The sequence below is a fragment of the Curtobacterium sp. MCLR17_058 genome, from assembly GCF_003234705.2.
Classification (GTDB): Bacteria; Actinomycetota; Actinomycetes; order Actinomycetales; family Microbacteriaceae; genus Curtobacterium; species Curtobacterium flaccumfaciens.
This window is the reverse complement of the sequence record NZ_CP126262.1, coordinates 3,209,711-3,228,546: the sequence shown is the minus strand read 5'-3', so window position 1 is coordinate 3,228,546 and position 18,836 is coordinate 3,209,711. Positions and strand designations below refer to the sequence as shown.

The following is an 18,836-nucleotide window of genomic DNA, read 5'->3' as shown; positions in this document are numbered from 1 at the left end:
GGGCGGACGGGAGGCCCGTGGCGGGCTGGCACCGCGCCTCCAGTCCGTCATGGCCGTACCTGGGAGGATGGGCGCATGACCGACGTCACCGCCCTGCCCCCGCTCGTCGCCGCGATCCCGGCGGCGGTGGACGGCGTCGTCGACCCCGACGAGGTCTACGAGGCCTTCGCGGCCTGGGCCGCGGAGGGCGGCCGACCGCTGTACCCGGCGCAGGACGAAGCGGTCATCGAGCTCGTGTCCGGCGCGAACGTCGTGCTGAGCACGCCGACCGGCACCGGGAAGTCGCTCGTCGCGGCCGGCGCGCACTTCGCCGCGCTCGCCGAGGGCAAGCGGAGCTACTACACGGCACCGATCAAGGCGCTGGTGTCCGAGAAGTTCTTCCAGCTCGTCGAGCTGTTCGGTGCGCAGAACGTCGGCATGGTCACCGGCGACTCGAGCGTCAACGCCGACGCCCCGATCGTCTGCTGCACCGCCGAGATCCTGGCGAACCTGGCGCTGCGGCAGGGACCGGACGCCGACGTCGACGTCGTCGTGATGGACGAGTTCCACTTCTACGGCGACCCCGACCGTGGCTGGGCGTGGCAGGTGCCGCTGCTCGTGCTCGAGCGTGCGCAGTTCCTGCTCATGTCGGCGACCCTCGGCGACGTCACGACCATCGCCGACGACCTGTCCCGCCGGACCGGTCGGCCCACCGCCCGCGTGACGGGTGTCTCGCGACCCGTGCCGCTCGAGTACCAGTACGTGATGACGCCCGTGCAGGAGACGGTCGAGCGGCTCCTCGAGGAGGGCAAGGCACCGATCTACATCGTGCACTTCGCCCAGGCCGCCGCACTCGAGCGGGCGCAGTCGCTGATGTCGGCGAAGGTCGCCTCGCGCGAACGCCGCGACCAGATCGCCGACGCCATCGCCGGCTTCCGGTTCAGCGCCGGGTTCGGACAGACCCTGTCGCGCCTGATCCGGGCCGGCATCGGCGTGCACCACGCCGGCATGCTGCCGAAGTACCGACGACTCGTCGAGCAGCTCGCCCAGCGCGGCCTGCTGCCCGTCATCTGCGGCACCGACACCCTGGGCGTCGGGATCAACGTGCCGATCCGGTCCGTGCTGTTCACCGGGCTGACGAAGTTCGACGGCACGAAGATGCGCCAGCTGTCCGCGCGGGAGTTCCACCAGATCGCCGGCCGGGCCGGACGTGCCGGGTACGACACCGAGGGCGACGTCGTCGCCGAGGCACCCGAGCACGACATCGAGAACGCCCGCGCCGTCGCCAAGGCCGGCGACGACCCCAAGAAGAAGAACAAGATCAAGCGGAAGAAGGCGCCCGAGGGCTTCGTGTCCTGGGGGCAGGCATCGTTCGAGCGGTTGATCGCGGCCGAGCCGGAGCCGATGGTCTCGCGCATGCGGATCACGCACGCGATGGTGCTGTCCGTCGTCGCCCGTGGTGGCGATGCCTTCGCGGACGTCCGGTCGCTGGTCTACGACAACCACGAACCGCGCTCCCGGCAGCTCGCGATGGCCCGGCGGGCACTCGTCATCGCCCGGACCCTCATCAACGCGCGGGTGATCGAGAAGGTCGACGGCGCCTACCGCCTGACCGTCGACATCGCGCCGAACTTCGCGCTCAACCAGCCGCTGTCACCGTTCGCGCTCGCCGCGTTCGAGTTGCTCGACCCTTCTTCTCCCACTTATGCACTGGACATGGTCTCGGTTGTCGAGGCCACCCTCGACGACCCGCGGGCGATCCTGTCGCAGCAGCAGTTCAAGGAGCGCGGCGAGGCCGTCGCCCGCATGAAGCAGGAGGGGATCGAGTACGAGGAGCGGATGGAGCTGCTCGAGGAGGTCACCTGGCCGAAGCCGCTCGACGAGCTGCTGACCGCCGCGTACGAGGCCTACGCCGCCGAACAGCCCTGGGTGCTCGACTTCCAGCTGTCCCCGAAGGCCGTCGTCCGCGACATGTACGAACGCGCGATGACCTTCGGCGACTTCGTGCGCTTCTACCAGCTCACCCGCTCCGAGGGGCTCGTGCTCCGCTACCTGTCCGACGCGTACCGGACCATGCGACAGACGATCGCCGAGGAACAGCGGACCCAGGAGCTCGACGACCTGATCGAGTGGCTCGGCGAGGTCGTGCGGCAGACCGACTCCTCACTCGTTGACGAGTGGGAGGCGCTGCTCAACGGGGACGTCCTGCTGGCGTCCGAGGAGCACGAGGAGATCGCGCCGCCGCAGCCCGCACGGCTCACCGGCAACCCGCGGGCGTTCCGGGTGCTCGTGCGCAACGCCCTGTTCCAGCGGGTGCTGCTCGCCGCGGCCGACGACGTCGACGGGCTCGGGGAACTCGACGCGACCGCGGGCTTCGACCGGGCCGCGTGGGACAACGTGCTCGAGGAGTACTACGAGGAACACGACAGCATCGGCACCGACGCCGATGCGCGTTCGATGCAGTACCTGGTGCTCGACGAGAGCGGTGCCACCGCATCACCCCGGGTGTGGAAGGCGCGGCAGATCTTCGCCGACCCCGAGGGCGACAAGGACTTCGGGTTCTCGGCGACGATCGACCTGGACGCCTCGGACGAGGTCGGCGAGGCCGTCGTGCGGGTCACCGAGATCGGGCGGTTCGACGGTTGGGCCGAGGTGGACGTCGACTGATCGGCGCTGGGGTTGTCGGACGTGTACCGTCTCCGGCACCACCCCCACCCGAGAGGACTGCGTCATGCGCATCGGATCCAGCATCGCCCTGATCGTCATCGGCGCGATCGTCGCCTTCGCGCTGAACATCCAGCTCGCCGGTATCGACCTCCGCCTGATCGGCTACATCCTGATGGCAGCCGGTGTCGTGCTGCTCATCATCAGCCTCGCCGTGGCCTTCGGCGGTCGCCGCACCACGACCACCACGCGCTCGGGCGTCGACCCGGCGTCGGGGGAGCAGATCACCCGGCAGGATCGGCGCGACGGGACCTACTGACCCGCGGGAAGGGTCAGAAGAGGGTCGCGGGCGGGGTCGCGTCGGGCAGCGCGGACGGCTCGGGGACCTCGGCGCCTGGCCAGCCGGGACCGTGCGGCACGTCGGTGCCGTTCTGGAACGCGGTGGCAGCACCGCGGGCACGCACGTCGGCGGCCTCGTTCATCTCGTGACCGACGTGACCGCGCACCCACTCGAACGTGACCTTGCGGCCCTGCAGTTCCGCGTCGAGTTCCTTGATGATCTCGACGTTGAGGACCGGCTTGCCGTCGGCCTTCCGCCAGCCCTTGCGCTTCCAGCCGGCGAGCCACTCGGTGCACGCCTTGATGGCGTACTGGCTGTCGCACAGGATGTGCAGCGGCTCGCCGGTGTCCTTCGTGGCGCGGAGCAGCTGGAGCACGGCGGTGAGTTCACCGATGTTGTTCGTCGCGCGGGGCCAGCCGCCGGCCGCCCACCGGTCGTCGTCGACGTACCAGGCCCAGCCAGCGGGGCCGGGGTTGCCGAGGGCTGAGCCGTCTGCGGCGGCGACGATCGTCACGATGGGACCTCCTGGTGGTGCCGAGTGCTCGCGAGTGCTGGTCAACCGTAACCGACCGTACGGACGGGCTCTGCGCGGCGGGGCGGCGACCGGATCAGCGCGCTGCGGGATCCAGGTTGAGATCGGTGTCCGTGATGAGCTGGTCGCCCGCTCCCGTCTGCAGCGACGGGTTCAGCCAGCGGAGTTGCGCGACGGTGATGCCCAAGCGTTCGGCGACCGTCACCTGCGCGTCGTCGCTCGACACCTGGTAGGACACCGGCACGCTGTCACGCTCGTGCACCCATCCGTTTGCCCCGGGCCGCGCTGCGCCCACGTCGACCTGAAGGTGCGGGTACGGGTCGGGGATCGTCCAGCGCAACGGAGCAACTGCAAGCACGGAGCCGATGCCGGTGCGTCCGGCATCGTCCCCGTCATCAGACGGCGCCGGCACGAGCGCGACGCTGTGCAGGAAGTCCGGAGTGGACCCAGCCTCGGACAGTCCGACCGAGTCCGGTGCACCGGTCTCCGGGTCCCAGATGACGACTCCGGCGCGGTACCCGCTGGCGTCGCCGCCACCGTCAGCGTCACCTCCGCGGAACTCCAAGCTCATCCACTGCGGGTTCGTCGTGTGGTAGCCGGACAACTCGGCGTCGAAGGTGCCGCTCTCGTTCGCGACGACCCGAACGTGGATCCGGGTGTCACCGCTCGCCGAGACGACATCGGTCTCGGCGGCGACCGTGCCGGCCGCCAGGACCTGCGGCGTGCTGACCTGTTGTGCGGCCGGAGTCGGGTCCGCTCCCTGGCTTCGGTCCGTTCGGTCGAGTGACGCCTGTCGCGTCGGTGTCGGGATCGCGTCGTCGCCGCCGAACGCCGTGCACCCGGCGAGCAGCAGCCCCACCAGTGCCGAGCCGATCACCGCGGTCGTCGCGGTCCGTGTTCGTCCCATCGTTCCCCCTCGTCGGCAGCGTAGCGGGGGCCAAGGGCCTCATCGAGTGCGGGGAGCGGACCGAGCCAGACTCGTTACACGGGGCCGAGGACTACCGTCCGCTGCAGGAGGAAACACCATGAGCGACAGCATCCCGAACGCCCCCGGCCCCGAGCCGTCCGACGACCGCGCACGCAACGACGCGCTCCGCGACGCCGCGCACAGCGACGACGTCGACGGGGTCAGCGGACGCGAGCAGCGAGCAGCGGACACGTCGTACAGCCCGTCGAGTGAGCGCGAGATGGACGCGTCCCAGACGAAGCAACGCGACGACGCCGACCTGCGTGCGGACGGCATCGACCCGTCCAAGGTCATCGCGGCCCCCGGGACGGGCGGCGCGGACGACGCCGGCGACGTCGAGCCCGAACCGGGTGACCTGCACCTGCCGTGGCAGTCCGAGGAGGACCGCCGGGGCTAGCTCGACACCCGGTCGAGTTCGCGCACGAGAGCCTCGCCATCGGTGACGTCCCAGAACGCCATCGGCTGTGGCCCGAAGAAGCCGTCGAGACCGGTGTTCGCATAGACCTTCGCGTTCGTTCCCCACCCGAAGAGCATCGATCCCGGTCCACCTCCCGTCGCGTCCCACTCGACGTTGCAGTGCCGTCGGTCACCGGTCCAGCTCACGGTGCGGTCGGTGCGGCCGATCGGGACCTCCCGCGTGCCGCGAGGGGTGATCACGAGGGCCCGGCGATCGGTCACGGCGTAGACGGTTGTCCGCTTGCGGTACCGCTTCACGAGGAACCGTCCGACGAGCAGGTGCAGGCCCATCAGCGTGAACAGCGACCCGACGACCAAGAAGAAGGGCGGCGCCCCGCTGGTCACGGCCGAGACGGTCCAGAACGCCACGAATCCGCACCAGAGCAGCGAGAACGGGATGAGGAACCCGTCGCGGCCCGAGAGGAGCCTGGCCGGATCGCTCGTGCCGGCCCAGTACAGGTGCTCGTCGGGGCGCAGGTGTTCACGGGCGGTCTGTTGAGGATCGATCACCCCTCGACAGTACGGCCCGTCACTCGCTGTGGCTGAACAGTGCGTACCCCGCCCGGCTACGACACCGAGTCCGGGTGGGAGCCCGTCCGCTGCCCGGACTCGAGCGTCGCGATCGCTGCGAGCTCGTCGTCGGTCAGCACGAAGCCGTCGACGTCGAGGTTCGAGCGGATCCGGGACGGCGTGACCGACTTCGGCAGCACGACCACGCCCTGCTGCACGTTCCACCGCACGAGTACCTGCGCCACGCTCACGCCGTGCGCGTCCGCGATGCCGGTCAGTACCGGCTCGTCGATCAGGCGCCCGCGGCCGAGCGGTGACCACGCCCCGGTCACGATGTCGTGCTGCTCGTGGAACGCGATGAGTTCGCGCTGCGGCAGCCACGGGTGCCGTTCGACCTGGTTCAGCGCCGGTACCTCGCCGGTCTCGTGGATGAGTCGCTGCAGGTGCGGCACCTGGAAGTTCGAGACACCGATGCTCCGTGCCCGCCCTGACTCACGCAGTTCCACCAGAGCGCGCCAGGTCTCGACGTAGCGGTCGTTGGCGGCGGCCGGCCAGTGGATCAGGTAGAGGTCGACGGCGTCGAGCCCCAGCCGCTCGAGGCTGCCGTCGAATGCCCGCAGGGTCGCGTCGCGCCCCTGGTGGTCGTTCCACACCTTGGTCGTCACGAAGACGTCGTCACGGTCCAGCCCGGAGGCCCGGATCGCCTTGCCGACGCCGGTCTCGTTGCCGTACATCTCGGCGGTGTCGACGTGCCGGTAGCCGGCGTCCAGCGCGAGGCCGACCGCCGTCTCTGCCTGGGTGTCGTCGACCTTGTAGACGCCGAAGCCGATCGCGGGGATCGAGCGGCCGTCGCGCAGGGGAACTGAGGTGACCATGCACCCATCCTGCCGGTGCCTGGCGGGCGCGCGCCGGGCCTCCAGGCCATCTGTGGAGAACGCGACCCGTACGCCGGGCGCACGTTCCTTCCCATACCGGCCGCGATGGCGAGTGGAAACGGGCGTACCTGGTCAGAACTTCCGACCAGGTACGCCCGTTTCGACCAGGTACGCCCGAAACCACCCGCCGCCGCGCGCCCGGCCGCCGCCCGCCGCAGCCGCCCGCCGCTCAAGTCGGCAGGTGCACCGGCTCGGTGTCGGGGAGGGGGCTGGCGTCGCGGCCGCGCAGGTCGGGCAGCCAGCTGCGCATCGCCAGGGGGAGCAGCACGCCCAGGCCGGCCATCACGGCGCCGACGGTGAAGCCGCCGACGGGGCCGCTGCCGTCGATCAGGAAGCCGGCGATCGCCGAACCGCCGGCGGCACCGATCAGCTGGCCGGTGCCCATCCAGCCGTAGGCCTCGGCCGTGTCGGAGAACTTGACGGTGGCGGAGACCGAACCGAACATCACCGCGAGGGCCGGCGCGATGCCGACACCCGCGATGACCAGGGCCAGGCAGAGCCACCAGAAACCCGTGCCACCGAGGGCCAGGGTGAGGCCGACGAAGACGACGGCCATGCGCGTCCACAGGGTGTTGCGGGAGATCGGGCGGTGGCCGAACGCCAGGCCGCCGGCGAGCGAACCGACCGCGAACACCGCGAGGACGATGCCGGCGTTCGGGCTGCCCTCGCCGAAGACGCTCGTGACGCTCGCCTCGACCGCGGCGCAGGCCCCGATCAGCAGCAGACCGGTCAGGGTGGCGACGACGACGGCAGGGCGCTTCAGCACGACACCGAAGGCGCGCTTCGAACGGGGGATGCGGACGCGGCCGAGCTCGGGGGAAGCGATGAACCACGCGCCGCCGACGACCAGGAACACCATCGCGACGACGATCGCCTCGACCGTGCCGACCTGGGTGGCGACGAAGGTGGTGATGACCGGGCCGGCGACCCAGATGAGCTCCTGCGCGCTGGCGTCGAGGGAGAAGAGGGGTGTGAGCTGCGCCGACGTCACCATCTTCGGGTAGATGGTGCGCACCGCCGGCTGCACGGGCGGGACCGCCAGACCGCCGAGGAACCCGACCACCACGTAGCCCCAGAGCGGCATGACCACGAACGCGATGACCACCATGCTGATCAGCGCGACGATGCTCGTCAGGATGAGGACGGGGCGCATGCCCCAGCTGCCCATCCACCGGCTCGTCAGGGGGCCGGCCAGCGCCTGCCCGATGCTCGTCGTCGCGAGCACCAGACCGGCCGCGCCGTAGGAGTCGAACACGTGCTCGACGTGCAGCAGGTAGGCCAGCGACAGCATGCCGAACGGGAACCGCGCGGTGAGCTGTGCGGCGATGACACGACCCACGCCAGGGGTCTTCAGGAGGGGCCCGTACGTACTCACGAGACGAGTGTACGGACCGGCCGGACGGGGGTGTCCCCCGTCCTGGGGAGGGGCGGTTCGCGACACGCCGAGGCGTTGATTCCACATCTGTGGATCGGGACTGTCCACCGGTGTGGGGAAGTGTCGGTGGTCGGCCGCAGACTGGCGGAAACTCGGGCCTCCCGGGAATCCACAGACTGTGGAGGACGTTGTGGAGAACTACATGGCTGTAACACTTCCTCTAGTGGTCGGTGCTGCGGCTAGCCACTAGATGTAGTGTGGAGGCATCGCAGCGGCCCCTCCCGGACACGACTGCGGACAGACATCAGCACCACCTCCACAGCACAGCAGAAACCAGTAGGAACCAGGGGAGAACATGGCCGTCACCGTCTACACCAAGCCGTCCTGCGTCCAGTGCACCGCGACGTACCGGGCCCTCGACAACAAGGGCATCGAGTACGAAGTGCACGACGTCTCCACGGACGAAGCAGCGCTCGAGCACGTCAAGAGCCTGGGCTACATGCAGGCCCCCGTCGTCGTCACGGACGACGACCACTGGTCGGGCTTCCGCCCCGACAAGATCGCGACCCTCAGCGCCGAACTGGCGTAGTCGTTCTGCGGGCCCCGAAGGGGCCCGCAGGCAGGGCATCTCGGGAGGCGCGACTCGCCTCTCCTGGCCCGTCCGGTCCGCCTGTCCGCACCTTTCCACGAGGAGCGCACCATGAGCCGATTGGTCTACTTCTCGAGCGTGTCCGGGTACACCGCGCGCTTCGTCGAGAAGCTCGGCCGCGACGCGGACCGGATCCCGCTCTACCCGAGCGAACCGTTCCTGCACGTCGACGAGCCCTACGTCCTGGTCCTGCCCACCTACGGTGGCGGCAACGGCGAGGGTGCAGTCCCCAAGCAGGTCATCAAGTTCCTCAACGACGCCCACAACCGCTCGCTGATCCGCGGCGTGGTGGTGGGTGGCAACACGAACTTCGGCGAGGCGTACGGCCTCGCAGGGGACGTCATCGCGCAGAAGTGCAACGTCCCCCTTCTCTACAGATTCGAACTCTTCGGGACCCCTGACGACGTGTCGGCGGTCAACTCAGGATTGGATGCATTTTGGACGCAGCAGTTGCAGACGTCGATCTGACGTCGCCGCAGACGGGGATGGACTACCACTCCCTCAACGCGATGCTCAACCTCTACGACGCGGACGGGAACATCCAGTTCGACAAGGATCGTGAGGCCGCCAAGCAGTTCTTCCTGCAGCACGTCAACCAGAACACCGTCTTCTTCCACAACCTGAAGGAGCGGCTCGACTACCTGGTCGAGAACGAGTACTACGAAAAAGCCACGATCGACATGTACTCGCTGGACTTCATCCAGCGACTCAACGACCTGGCGTACTCGAAGAAGTTCCGGTTCCAGACGTTCCTCGGCGCGTTCAAGTACTACACGAGCTACACGCTCAAGACGTTCGACGGCAAGCGGTACCTGGAGCGCTTCGAGGACCGCGTCGTCATGACCGCCCTCGGCCTGGCCCAGGGCAACGAGCAGCTCGCCATCGACCTGGTCGAAGAGATCGTCGCCGGCCGCTTCCAGCCCGCGACCCCCACGTTCCTCAACACTGCGAAGGCACAGCGCGGCGAGCTCGTCTCCTGCTTCCTGCTCCGCATTGAGGACAACATGGAGTCGATCTCGCGCGGCATCAACTCCTCGCTGCAGCTCTCGAAGCGCGGCGGCGGCGTGGCCCTGCTCCTCTCCAACATCCGCGAGGCCGGCGCCCCGATCAAGCAGATCGAGAACCAGTCCTCGGGCATCATCCCCGTGATGAAGCTGCTGGAAGACTCCTTCTCCTACGCGAACCAGCTCGGTGCGCGTCAGGGTGCCGGCGCGGTCTACCTCAGCGCCCACCACCCGGACATCATGAAGTTCCTCGACACCAAGCGCGAGAACGCCGACGAGAAGATCCGCATCAAGACGCTGTCCCTCGGCGTCGTCGTGCCGGACATCACGTTCGAGCTCGCGAAGAACAACGAGGACATGTACCTGTTCTCGCCGTACGACGTCGAGAAGGTCTACGGCGTCCCCTTCGGCGACGTCCCGATCTCCGAGAACTACCGCGCGATGGTCGACGACTCGCGCATCAAGAAGACGAAGATCAAGGCGCGTGACTTCTTCACGACCATCGCCGAGATCCAGTTCGAGTCGGGCTACCCGTACATCGTGTTCGAGGACACGGTGAACAAGGCCAACCCGATCAAGGGTCGGATCAACATGTCCAACCTGTGCTCGGAGATCCTGCAGGTCAACACCCCGACGACCTTCAACGAGGACCTGTCCTACAAGGAGATCGGCAAGGACATCTCCTGCAACCTCGGCTCGCTGAACATCGCGCTGACGATGGACTCGCCGGACTTCGGCAAGACCATCGAGACGGCCATCCGCGGCCTGACCTCGGTCTCCCAGATGTCGCACATCACCTCGGTGCGTTCCGTCGAGGACGGCAACGACAAGTCGCACGCCATCGGCCTCGGCCAGATGAACCTGCACGGCTACCTCGCTCGTGAGCGCGTCTACTACGGCTCCGAAGAGGGCATCGACTTCACGAACATCTACTTCTACACGGTGCTGTTCCACGCCCTGCGTGCGTCGAACAAGATCGCGATCGAGACCGGCGAGACCTTCGACGGCTTCCGCGACTCGAAGTACGCGTCGGGTGAGTTCTTCGACAAGTACACCGACCAGACGTGGACGCCCGCGACCGCTCGTGTTGCCTCGCTGTTCGACAACGCGAACATCACGATCCCGACGCAGGACGACTGGAAGGCGCTGAAGGCGTCCGTCCAGGAGCACGGCATCTACAACCAGAACCTGCAGGCCGTCCCGCCGACCGGTTCGATCTCGTACATCAACCACTCGACGTCGTCGATCCACCCGATCGCGTCGAAGATCGAGATCCGCAAGGAAGGCAAGCTCGGCCGCGTCTACTACCCGGCGCCGTTCATGACGAACGACAACCTGGACTACTACCAGGACGCGTACGAGATCGGTGCCGAGAAGATCATCGACACGTACGCCGCGGCGACGCAGCACGTGGACCAGGGCCTGTCCCTGACGCTGTTCTTCAAGGACACCGCAACCACGCGTGACATCAACAAGGCGCAGATCTACGCATGGCGCAAGGGCATCAAGACGATCTACTACATCCGTCTCCGCCAGCTCGCGCTGGAGGGCACGGAGGTCGAGGGCTGCGTCAGCTGCATGCTGTAGAGCTGCCGCTCTGCTCCCTGGAGGCGCGGTGCCAACCCGCACCGCGCCTCCAGTCCGTCACTTAGTCACCATCTCTGTAAGGAACACACGTTGGTCGAGAAGCTGAAGCTCATTGATCGGGTCCAGGCCATCAACTGGAACCGCATCCAGGACGACAAGGACGTCGAGGTCTGGAACCGTCTCGTCAACAACTTCTGGCTGCCCGAGAAGGTGCCGCTGTCGAACGACGTGCAGTCGTGGAACACGCTGACGCCGGCCGAGCAGACCCTGACCATGCGTGTGTTCACCGGTCTGACCCTGCTCGACACCATCCAGGGCACCGTCGGCGCCGTGTCGCTCATCCCCGACGCGATCACCCCGCACGAGGAAGCCGTCTACACGAACATCGCGTTCATGGAGTCGGTGCACGCCAAGTCCTACTCGTCGATCTTCTCGACCCTCGCGTCGACGCGTGAGATCGACGAGGCCTTCCGCTGGTCCGAGGAGAACCCGAACCTGCAGAAGAAGGCGTCCATCGTGATGGACTACTACCAGGGCGACAACCCGCTGAAGCGCAAGGTCGCCTCGACGCTGCTCGAGTCGTTCCTGTTCTACTCGGGCTTCTACCTGCCGATGCACTGGTCGTCGCGCGCCAAGCTCACGAACACCGCCGACCTGATCCGCCTTATCATCCGTGACGAAGCCGTCCACGGGTACTACATCGGGTACAAGTACCAGAAGGGCCTCGAGACCCTCACGCAGGCCGAGCGCGACGAGCTCAAGGACTACACGTTCTCGCTGCTGTTCGAGATGTACGAGAACGAGGTGCAGTACACGCAGGACCTCTACGACGAGGTCGGTCTGACCGAGGACGTCAAGAAGTTCCTGCACTACAACGCCAACAAGGCGCTGATGAACCTGGGCTACGAGCCGATGTTCCCGAAGAACATCACGGACGTGAACCCGGCCATCCTCTCCGCTCTGTCGCCGAACGCGGACGAGAACCACGACTTCTTCTCGGGGTCCGGCTCGTCGTACGTCATCGGCAAGGCCGTGAACACCGAGGACGAGGACTGGGACTTCTGATCCTGGTCTGACTCGTGGGGACGCCCCGCTGGCTTCGGCTGGCGGGGCGTCCGTGGCTTCGCGGCATGGGTGAATCTACGTCCCCAAGACGCGCGGGTAGCAGCTTTGGGGCGATGTCAATGTGGCGGGCAACAGGTGCGTGATCAGCACAGATCGGGGACTTTCGATTGTGCTGTAGCACCCAACATAGACCCGGTCTACAGGGCGAGGGGTGAAGGGGCTACAGACCATGAGGCTCGCTTGATCCTCAGGGGACGCATGCAACGGCGAATGCATGGCTCGACGAACCCCTGTCCTGCGACCGGCGCGTAGGAACGTATCTAGAACCAAGACGCACGTCCTTCGTTTACGTCGATCGTGGCATCGTCGTAGATTTGAACGGTTTCAAGAAACGTGATCGCGGGTAACGATTTACGGCTGCGTTCGCCTAGCTGTATCGTCACGACGACCGTGCAAGCCCGTGGAGAGAAGCGATCGGCCACCTCGGGTTGAGTTCTGAGGTTGGAGAACGAACGGTATAAGATCCAACCGTGACCGCCCAGTTTCGCTTGCGCTCCGTGACCGCTTTCGGGAAGACGATGCCTCCGTTGAGTGTACAAATAGGCGCTGCGGATGAAGAGCGCGGCAACGCGTTCACCGCGATCACTGGTAAGAATGGGGTAGGGAAATCCAGGCTCTTGTCTGCGGCGGCGGCCGCTTTTGAGGGGCTGAGTTCGGGGAGATCGCGCCGAGGTGTGTCAGCAGCGGTGGAGTTCGAAGTCGACGGTATCCTCGTTGAGGCGGAAATCTCGCGGGGGCAGATAACCTACAATCCGTCTATCGCAAACTTCGGCTCCTCGAAAGCCCCCGGACCCACCCGTGTGATTGCGACGACCGCAAGCGCTTTTGATAAGTTCGATATTCCTCGAATATCTGAGGCTCGGAATATCCGGCAGGAATTGACAAACTATCGTTATCTGGGTTTGAAGGATTCTAGAGGCCGGATATCGGCGACGGCGGGCCTCTATCGAGCACTAGAAAACATTTTCGACGGTTTGAGCGCGGATAACTATCGTCGGAGTGCCATCAGCGGCGTGTTTGCTGATTTAGGATACCAGCCGCGCGTCGAAGTCTTGTATAGCTGGACTCATGCCGGAGAGGAGTTTCTAACAGAGGGAGTTGCTGCGGGGATTCCCGGATATGTCGCGTTTGACAATCGCCCTGAGAGTAAGTTTCGGGTCAACCCAGGTTCCTCGCTGGATATGAATGGGCGGCTTTTGGTCTTAGAGGAGGCGGCATCTCTTGCGGCGGAGGTTGAAGATCGTGGCAAACTTCGTCTGCACGCGGACTTTGTCGACCATACGGCGAGCAGTCGAATTCAACATTTACGAGCCGCTCAACAATTGCGTCGAGCGGGCCTGATTCGAATCGAAAGCGTCAACCTGTTTCGCGACGGATCGTCTGAGCCGGTGGATGTGCAGTATGCGAGTTCGGGAGAGATGTCGCTTGTGACTACGATGCTCGGCATTGCGTCGTCGATCGATGACGCAAGCCTTGTGTTGATCGATGAGCCAGAAATCAGTCTACATCCTGAACTGCAGTCACAATATATTCCGAGACTTCGGTCCGTCTTTCGGAACTTCGATGGTTGTCACTTCGTAGTTGCGACCCACTCGCCGTTGATCATTGCTGGGATGCCTGATCGTCAAAGTCAGGTCATATCGTTGGAGTCGACAAATGTTCGAATTCCAGAGCGAGCAACGGATGGAGCGCGTCTCGAGATGGATCAAACTGAGCGGTTTGAGCGATCGACTGACGCTGTTCTCCTTAATACCTTCAACGTCGCGGGTCCGGACAACCTTTATCTGAAGCAGACACTAGTTCGCGCTCTCCGCATTGCAACCAAGGGTGACCTCGCTAGCGAGGAATTTTCCTATCTGTCGAGCGTTCTGAATGATGCCCTCACCGCTTCTGCGCTCTCATTGAACCTTCGACGTGTGATTGAGGATTTGAATAAAACGGTCGACCGAGTTCGGGGTGTCCAATGATCAGGCATTTGCCCGCAGTCACCTATGATGGCTCTGTCGCGAAACTCGTTGATGCGTTCAATGCGCGCTTGGTCCATAATCACCTCTATTGGTCTGACGCGGCGGTCGATCCTGTCAGGGCGACGGTCAAAACACATTATCAGGCCGCGCAGGGCTTTCTTTGTTGCTATTGTAGGCAAACGTATCCTGTTCAACACATGCGCGCGTGGGATGCAGAACACATCGTTCCGAAGCGCTTGCATCCGGAGTTTATGTTCACCCCGGAGAACTTAGCGTTGTCCTGCCCGGATTGCAATGGGCCAAAATGGGACAAGGAGACACTCGTGGATCCTACGCTTAGGGCCTACCCCCTCCGAGGGGACGCCTTTTTGATCGTCCACCCGCATTTCGATGCGTACGAGGATCACATCGTAAGGGGTGATTATGTGTACACTGCTGTCGAGGGTTCCGAGAAGGGCGCTTGGACAATCATTGAATGCAATCTGGGGAGGTTCGTTCAGATGCAAATCGGGTGGCCCGAGCCGCTCGGGGATGAGGACTTCGAAGACGAGGTCGAGCGTGCCGCTTCGGGTGACGCGGCCGCGGTATCTCAGATTGCGGCTGAACTCCGGCAGTGATCGTCCGATGCACGCATGAGTGAAGGACATTTGAGGTTGCGACATGGCTTAATTCGAGACGCGCTTTCCCGACGGCGGGACCGCGGCGCGTTGTCGCACTGCTCAACCAGAGTCGTCGCACTCCTCAACCAGCATCTTCGACCACACCTTGCCGTCGGCCGAGGCTGCGGCTGACGGGGGGGGGGCGTCATCACATACTGGGCGGGTGCAGGCGGACAACGGACCGAGTTTGTCGCTCGGCCCCATGCGTCAGGGGAGCCATCCCGCAGTTGGAATTCGGGATGAGCTTGTCCGCATCGACGAACTCGATCGCCCGACGGAGCACCTCCGCGACCTCCTCCGGAGTCTGCACGGTTTCGGTCGCGACGTCGATCGCCCCGAGCATGACCTTCTTGCCGCGGATGAGCTCGACGAGCTCGAGGGGAACGTGGGAGTGGATGCACTCGAGCGAGACGATGTCGATCGAGGACTGCTGCAGGAGCGGGAAGGACAGCTCGTACTGCGGCCACTCGGCGCCAAGGGTTTCCTTCCACTTGTTGTTCGCTTCGATGCCGTAGCCGTAACAGATGTGCACGGCGGTCTCGGCGCGCAGGCCCTCGGCTGCACGCTCGAGCGCGGCCACGCCCCAGTCCTGCACCTCGTCGTGGAAGACGGTGAAGGCAGACTCGTTCCGATGCGCTGAGAGCTGTTGTTGCTCTCAGACATGTCGCGCAGGTGCTTCCACGATCGTACGGTTGCCTTTGCAACACGATGTCCCGGGGAATGGGGGTTTCTTGGCTGGGGAACTGAAGCTCGACGAGGGCGGGCTCGCGTCGCTCGTTCGAGAGCTGCACGTGCACAGCGCTGGCAGTGACGAGCATGCCGCGCAGGCGGACGCTGCACTCGGGGCGGCGGCCGGGGCGGTGTCGTCGGCCCCGCTCGCAGCGGCGGTAGAACAGCTGGCCGCTCGCTTTCGCGGCGGATTCGACGACATAGGCCTCAGGATGACCAGTCTCGGGGGCGCGCTGACTTCCGCGTCCTCGGCTCTCACCGCGACGGATGCGGAGCTCGCCGGCAGCGCACGGAGCATGAGCGAGTGAGCGTCCTCGCCGGTGCCTTGACTGCTGCTGACGTCACCGACGTGCCGGACGATGCTGATGCACTTCGTTCAGCTGCGCGTCTGTTCTCGACCGCTGCGGACGGTGTCCTCGGCGCAGCGACGCGCGCGTCACGGTCCTGGGCAGGACTCCCGGCGGTGTTCACCTCCGATGCATTGCAGCCGGCGCTGACGCCGCTGATGGATCCCGCCGTGCAGAAAGCGCAGCAGATGCAGGCTGCCGCGGAGGAGTTCTTGCAGATCGCATCCCGTGCGGCGAACAGCATCGACGATCTGAAGGATGACCACGACCGGCTTGTCCGACAGATCGAGCAGTTCCACTCGTCCGCGCCTGGCCAGGTTGCCACGGCCGCTGCGAAGCAGGCAGCCAGCGGGGACCTGCTCGGAGCCGTAGGCACAGTCGTCACGAACTGGCAGCAGGTGCCTGATCTCGTCGCCGAGGAACTCGGACTGCGCATCAAGGTGCAGGCGCACAACGACAACGTCACGACGACCCTCGCCAGCATCGCGGCACAGGTCGAGGGCATCAGTCCCTCCACCGTGGACGCCCATCCCGTTCACACCGCTGCGGACGTGTCGTCGAGTGGTGGCGGCGACCACAGCAACTGGTTCGAGGACGCGTGGAACACCGCCAAGACCGCCGTTGGGGTCGGCGGGGCAGTCCTCGGCGCGGAAGCAGAAGCGGCGTGGCCGCACGTGCAGGATGCTGCCGCGGTCGCCGGCAACCTGTTCGCCTCGATGGGCAACGCCATGGTCAACCACCCGGACGAGATGCTCGAGCTCCTCGGCGGTATCGCGACGATGACCTGGGGAGCCGCGATGGAAGGCGGCGGGGTCGCACTCGATCTCACCGGGATCGGAGCGATCGGCGGAGTCCCGTTGAACATCTCCGGTGCAGCGGTGATGGCCGCAGGTGCAACCGCCGCTGCGGCCGGCGCAAGCCAGCTCGGCGTGCACGCGATGACCGACGACGGGGTGAGTCCGAACCGTACCGATCACGTCGAGCAGGCGGAGAAGGATCCGTACGGGCCGAACGAGGAACACCCTGGGCGGAACAACAAGGGCGAGTACCAGTCGAAGGACAACGACAAGGCCCGTGCCGACTCCTCACAGAAGGAGGCGCAAGGCATCGAGCAGTACGAGCAGCAGCGTGGTGTCGACGTCGATACGACTCGCGTCCGCGCGTCTCAAGACGGAGCAGGCCAGACCCGCTACTACGACGGCCTCGTGGAAAAGGCTGATGGAACGTACGAAGGAATCGAAGTGAAGAGCGGGACTTCCAGGGACACCGGCCAGGAAGCGTTCGACAACGGTGTTTCCTACGACAAGCCCGCGTATGCCACGCTCCATGGGGTGCGCATCAAGATCACCTCTGTCGCCTACGAGCACGTGGAGTAGCCCGCCTTGATCATCATGAAGTCCAACGGGTCAGTCAGCAGTGTGCTGAACGACACGTTCCGCCCGCTCCCGGACCAGGTGCGACGCAGCCTCGGCCTTCTCGACAACGACGACCACTTCGCGTGGCTCGTCTTCTCCGCGCCGATCGACGACCAGACCTGGCGCGCCGGCCCGCAGTCGGTCATCGACGAGTACGGCAACTCCTACCTCCAGGCCGGTGGCACCGCCGAGAGGATGAGCGTCGAGCTGCGCCGCCGCGAAGACGACGGTGAGTGCCGCTTCTACATCGTCGGCCGCGACCACGATCTCACCGAACCGCTCACGGAGACCGTCGACGTGCAGGCGGCGCACGAGCCCCGGCATCCTGCCGAGCTGTTCACGGCCGACCAGGCTGCGCCGGTGTTCATGCACTACGTCGAACACCAGACGGTCCCCGACGGCTACACGCTCCGTCTCATCGCCGACATGTAGAAGGTGGCGACGCCACCGTCGCGTGTCCGCGACCGTGTGCGGGACAGGAGGCGCGGTGCCAGCTGGCACCGCGCCTCCTGTCCGTTGCTGCTCACGCGACCGCGTGCAGTCACGCAGCCAACCGAGTTCGGCTGGCCATGTGCTGGGGATGGTGCTGGGGCCGGATCACCCGAGGGCGCCGCCCCAGAAGTCGTGACCGCCGAAGACGACGTTCACCGGGACGGCCTGCGCCCGGTCGGTCACGTACCGGTACACGCCGCCCGGACGTCCGAGCCACAGTACCTGCGCTGTCGTTGTGGTCGTCGCGACGGTCCGGAGCTCCACCACGTACTGCCCGGAGGGGATCTGGAACTGCGCCGTCTGCTCGCTGTCGAGCAGCGTCGAGAACCGGGTCGAGAACGATGCACCGGTCGTCGCGTTCGTCACCGTGACGGTCGCACCGCTCAGCTGCGCCGACGGGCTGCGGGACGCCGAGGCCGCGTAGACGACCAGGTCGTAGTCACTGTGTGCGTAGTGCCGTGACAAGGTGACTCGGGACGCCGGGAGCGTTCCTCGCTGTTGGTACACCCGGGTCTTCCAGACGGCGGGCGACGCCGTTCCGCTGGCGTAGGCCTCGATACGGTACTTCCCGGTGCTCAACCCGACGAACCGGTACTGGCCCGCGCTGTCCGAGGTCGTCCGGAACACCTGCGAGGTGTCCTCGTTCCAGGCGTACATCAGGCGACCGGTGGCGGGTCCCGTCGGGCCGACCACGCCGCCCTGCACGGTGGCGCCGATCACGAGCGGCACGGTGACCGCGACTGTGGAACCGCCGCGGAGGGCGATGCCCGAGCGGAGTCCGGGGGCGTAGGTCTCCGTTCCGTGCGGCGGGAGCTGCCGCGTCGTCACCGTGACGGTGTCCGGTGCGGGGATGCCGGTGAACGTCGCGGCGCCGTCATCGTCGGTGGTGGCGTTCCCGACGACGACGTCGGTGCCGATCGCTGCGAGTTCGACGTCCGCCAGCTGGATCGCGGTGCCGTCCGGCGTTGCGAGCTGCACGGTGATCGTTCCGGATCCGGCCGCAGTCGCTGGTGGCGCGAGGCCGATCAGCGCACCTGCTGCCAGCGCAACGGCCAGCGTCGTCCCCGTGATCAGTCGCATCGCGTTCCCCGATGGTTGGCCAGC

General features: G+C 65.9%; 18 protein-coding genes and 1 pseudogene. 12 read left to right on the top strand and 7 right to left on the bottom strand.

Annotated elements, in window-relative coordinates:
• Positions 1–75: 75 nt before the first annotated feature.
• Entirely contained in the window at positions 76–2,646 is a 2,571-nt protein-coding gene (locus tag DEJ11_RS15225; protein ID WP_111104424.1) for a DEAD/DEAH box helicase, read from the top strand.
• A gap of 64 nt (positions 2,647–2,710) precedes the next feature.
• Positions 2,711–2,962 (top strand): DUF6458 family protein, encoded by a 252-nt coding sequence (locus DEJ11_RS15220; RefSeq protein WP_027465939.1) that lies wholly within the window; start codon positions 2,711–2,713, stop codon positions 2,960–2,962.
• 13 nt (positions 2,963–2,975) lie between these two features.
• Here DEJ11_RS15220 and DEJ11_RS15215 read toward each other — a convergent pair whose 3' ends face one another.
• Both DEJ11_RS15215 and DEJ11_RS15210 read right to left on the bottom strand, forming a co-directional pair.
• Positions 2,976–3,497, bottom strand: coding sequence for a ribonuclease H family protein (locus DEJ11_RS15215; protein ID WP_027465941.1), 522 nt, complete (start codon positions 3,495–3,497; stop codon positions 2,976–2,978).
• A 94-nt stretch (positions 3,498–3,591) separates the two neighbouring features.
• Positions 3,592–4,422: a hypothetical protein gene (locus DEJ11_RS15210; RefSeq protein WP_146250088.1), complete on the bottom strand. Its 831-nt coding sequence runs from the start codon at positions 4,420–4,422 to the stop codon at positions 3,592–3,594.
• Between the two features lie 118 nt (positions 4,423–4,540).
• Between DEJ11_RS15210 and DEJ11_RS15205 the strand changes: the two genes are divergently transcribed.
• A complete protein-coding gene (locus DEJ11_RS15205; RefSeq protein WP_071405879.1) occupies positions 4,541–4,879 on the top strand; it encodes a hypothetical protein in 339 nt (112 codons plus the stop codon).
• On the opposite strand, the gene DEJ11_RS15200 is transcribed toward DEJ11_RS15205, so the two are convergent.
• The 3 genes from DEJ11_RS15200 to DEJ11_RS15190 form a co-directional block, all read right to left on the bottom strand.
• Positions 4,876–5,448 (bottom strand): hypothetical protein, encoded by a 573-nt coding sequence (locus DEJ11_RS15200; protein WP_111104421.1) that lies wholly within the window; start codon positions 5,446–5,448, stop codon positions 4,876–4,878. The two genes, DEJ11_RS15205 and DEJ11_RS15200, sit on opposite strands and share 4 nt — an antisense overlap.
• A 56-nt stretch (positions 5,449–5,504) precedes the next feature.
• Positions 5,505–6,323: an aldo/keto reductase gene (locus tag DEJ11_RS15195; protein WP_111104420.1), complete on the bottom strand. Its 819-nt coding sequence runs from the start codon at positions 6,321–6,323 to the stop codon at positions 5,505–5,507.
• Between the two features lie 229 nt (positions 6,324–6,552).
• Positions 6,553–7,758: an MFS transporter gene (locus DEJ11_RS15190; RefSeq protein WP_071405882.1), complete on the bottom strand. Its 1,206-nt coding sequence runs from the start codon at positions 7,756–7,758 to the stop codon at positions 6,553–6,555.
• A gap of 355 nt (positions 7,759–8,113) precedes the next feature.
• On the opposite strand from DEJ11_RS15190, the gene nrdH reads away from it, so the two are divergent.
• The 6 genes from nrdH (at position 8,114) to DEJ11_RS15160 (ending at position 14,707) form a co-directional block, all read left to right on the top strand.
• Positions 8,114–8,347 (top strand): glutaredoxin-like protein NrdH, encoded by a 234-nt coding sequence (gene nrdH / locus DEJ11_RS15185; RefSeq protein WP_017886897.1) that lies wholly within the window; start codon positions 8,114–8,116, stop codon positions 8,345–8,347.
• A gap of 111 nt (positions 8,348–8,458) precedes the next feature.
• Positions 8,459–8,875 carry a class Ib ribonucleoside-diphosphate reductase assembly flavoprotein NrdI gene (gene nrdI, locus DEJ11_RS15180; RefSeq protein WP_027465945.1) on the top strand — a complete coding sequence of 139 codons (417 nt, stop codon included), beginning with the start codon at positions 8,459–8,461 and terminating at the stop codon, positions 8,873–8,875.
• A gap of 17 nt (positions 8,876–8,892) precedes the next feature.
• Positions 8,893–10,998 (top strand): class 1b ribonucleoside-diphosphate reductase subunit alpha, encoded by a 2,106-nt coding sequence (gene nrdE / locus DEJ11_RS15175; RefSeq protein ID WP_110864196.1) that lies wholly within the window; start codon positions 8,893–8,895, stop codon positions 10,996–10,998.
• A 90-nt stretch (positions 10,999–11,088) separates the two neighbouring features.
• The gene (nrdF, locus tag DEJ11_RS15170) at positions 11,089–12,063 is read left to right on the top strand and encodes a class 1b ribonucleoside-diphosphate reductase subunit beta (protein WP_017886894.1); all 975 of its coding nucleotides are present in this window, start codon (positions 11,089–11,091) and stop codon (positions 12,061–12,063) included.
• A 530-nt stretch (positions 12,064–12,593) separates the two neighbouring features.
• Positions 12,594–14,090 (top strand): AAA family ATPase, encoded by a 1,497-nt coding sequence (locus DEJ11_RS15165; RefSeq protein ID WP_111104419.1) that lies wholly within the window; start codon positions 12,594–12,596, stop codon positions 14,088–14,090.
• Positions 14,087–14,707: an HNH endonuclease gene (locus tag DEJ11_RS15160; RefSeq protein ID WP_111104418.1), complete on the top strand. Its 621-nt coding sequence runs from the start codon at positions 14,087–14,089 to the stop codon at positions 14,705–14,707. The genes DEJ11_RS15165 and DEJ11_RS15160 overlap by 4 nt, the downstream gene beginning before the upstream one ends.
• A gap of 102 nt (positions 14,708–14,809) precedes the next feature.
• Here the strand turns inward: DEJ11_RS15160 and DEJ11_RS15155 are convergent.
• Positions 14,810–15,377: pseudogene (locus DEJ11_RS15155) on the bottom strand (uroporphyrinogen decarboxylase/cobalamine-independent methonine synthase family protein); the annotation flags it as partial.
• A 103-nt stretch (positions 15,378–15,480) separates the two neighbouring features.
• Between DEJ11_RS15155 and DEJ11_RS15150 the strand changes: the two are divergent.
• From DEJ11_RS15150 to DEJ11_RS15140, 3 genes are read left to right on the top strand one after another with little or no spacing between them, the layout of a single operon-like run.
• On the top strand, positions 15,481–15,786 hold the full coding sequence (locus DEJ11_RS15150; protein WP_111104417.1) for a hypothetical protein: 306 nt from the start codon (positions 15,481–15,483) through the stop codon (positions 15,784–15,786).
• Positions 15,783–17,201 (top strand): hypothetical protein, encoded by a 1,419-nt coding sequence (locus DEJ11_RS15145; RefSeq protein WP_146250087.1) that lies wholly within the window; start codon positions 15,783–15,785, stop codon positions 17,199–17,201. The genes DEJ11_RS15150 and DEJ11_RS15145 overlap by 4 nt, the downstream gene beginning before the upstream one ends.
• A 6-nt stretch (positions 17,202–17,207) precedes the next feature.
• On the top strand, positions 17,208–17,672 hold the full coding sequence (locus DEJ11_RS15140; RefSeq protein ID WP_111104414.1) for a hypothetical protein: 465 nt from the start codon (positions 17,208–17,210) through the stop codon (positions 17,670–17,672).
• Positions 17,673–17,837: 165 nt separating this feature from the next.
• On the opposite strand, the gene DEJ11_RS15135 is transcribed toward DEJ11_RS15140, so the two are convergent.
• Entirely contained in the window at positions 17,838–18,710 is an 873-nt protein-coding gene (locus tag DEJ11_RS15135; protein ID WP_181440876.1) for a carboxypeptidase-like regulatory domain-containing protein, read from the bottom strand.
• Between the last annotated feature and the right edge of the window lie 126 nt (positions 18,711–18,836).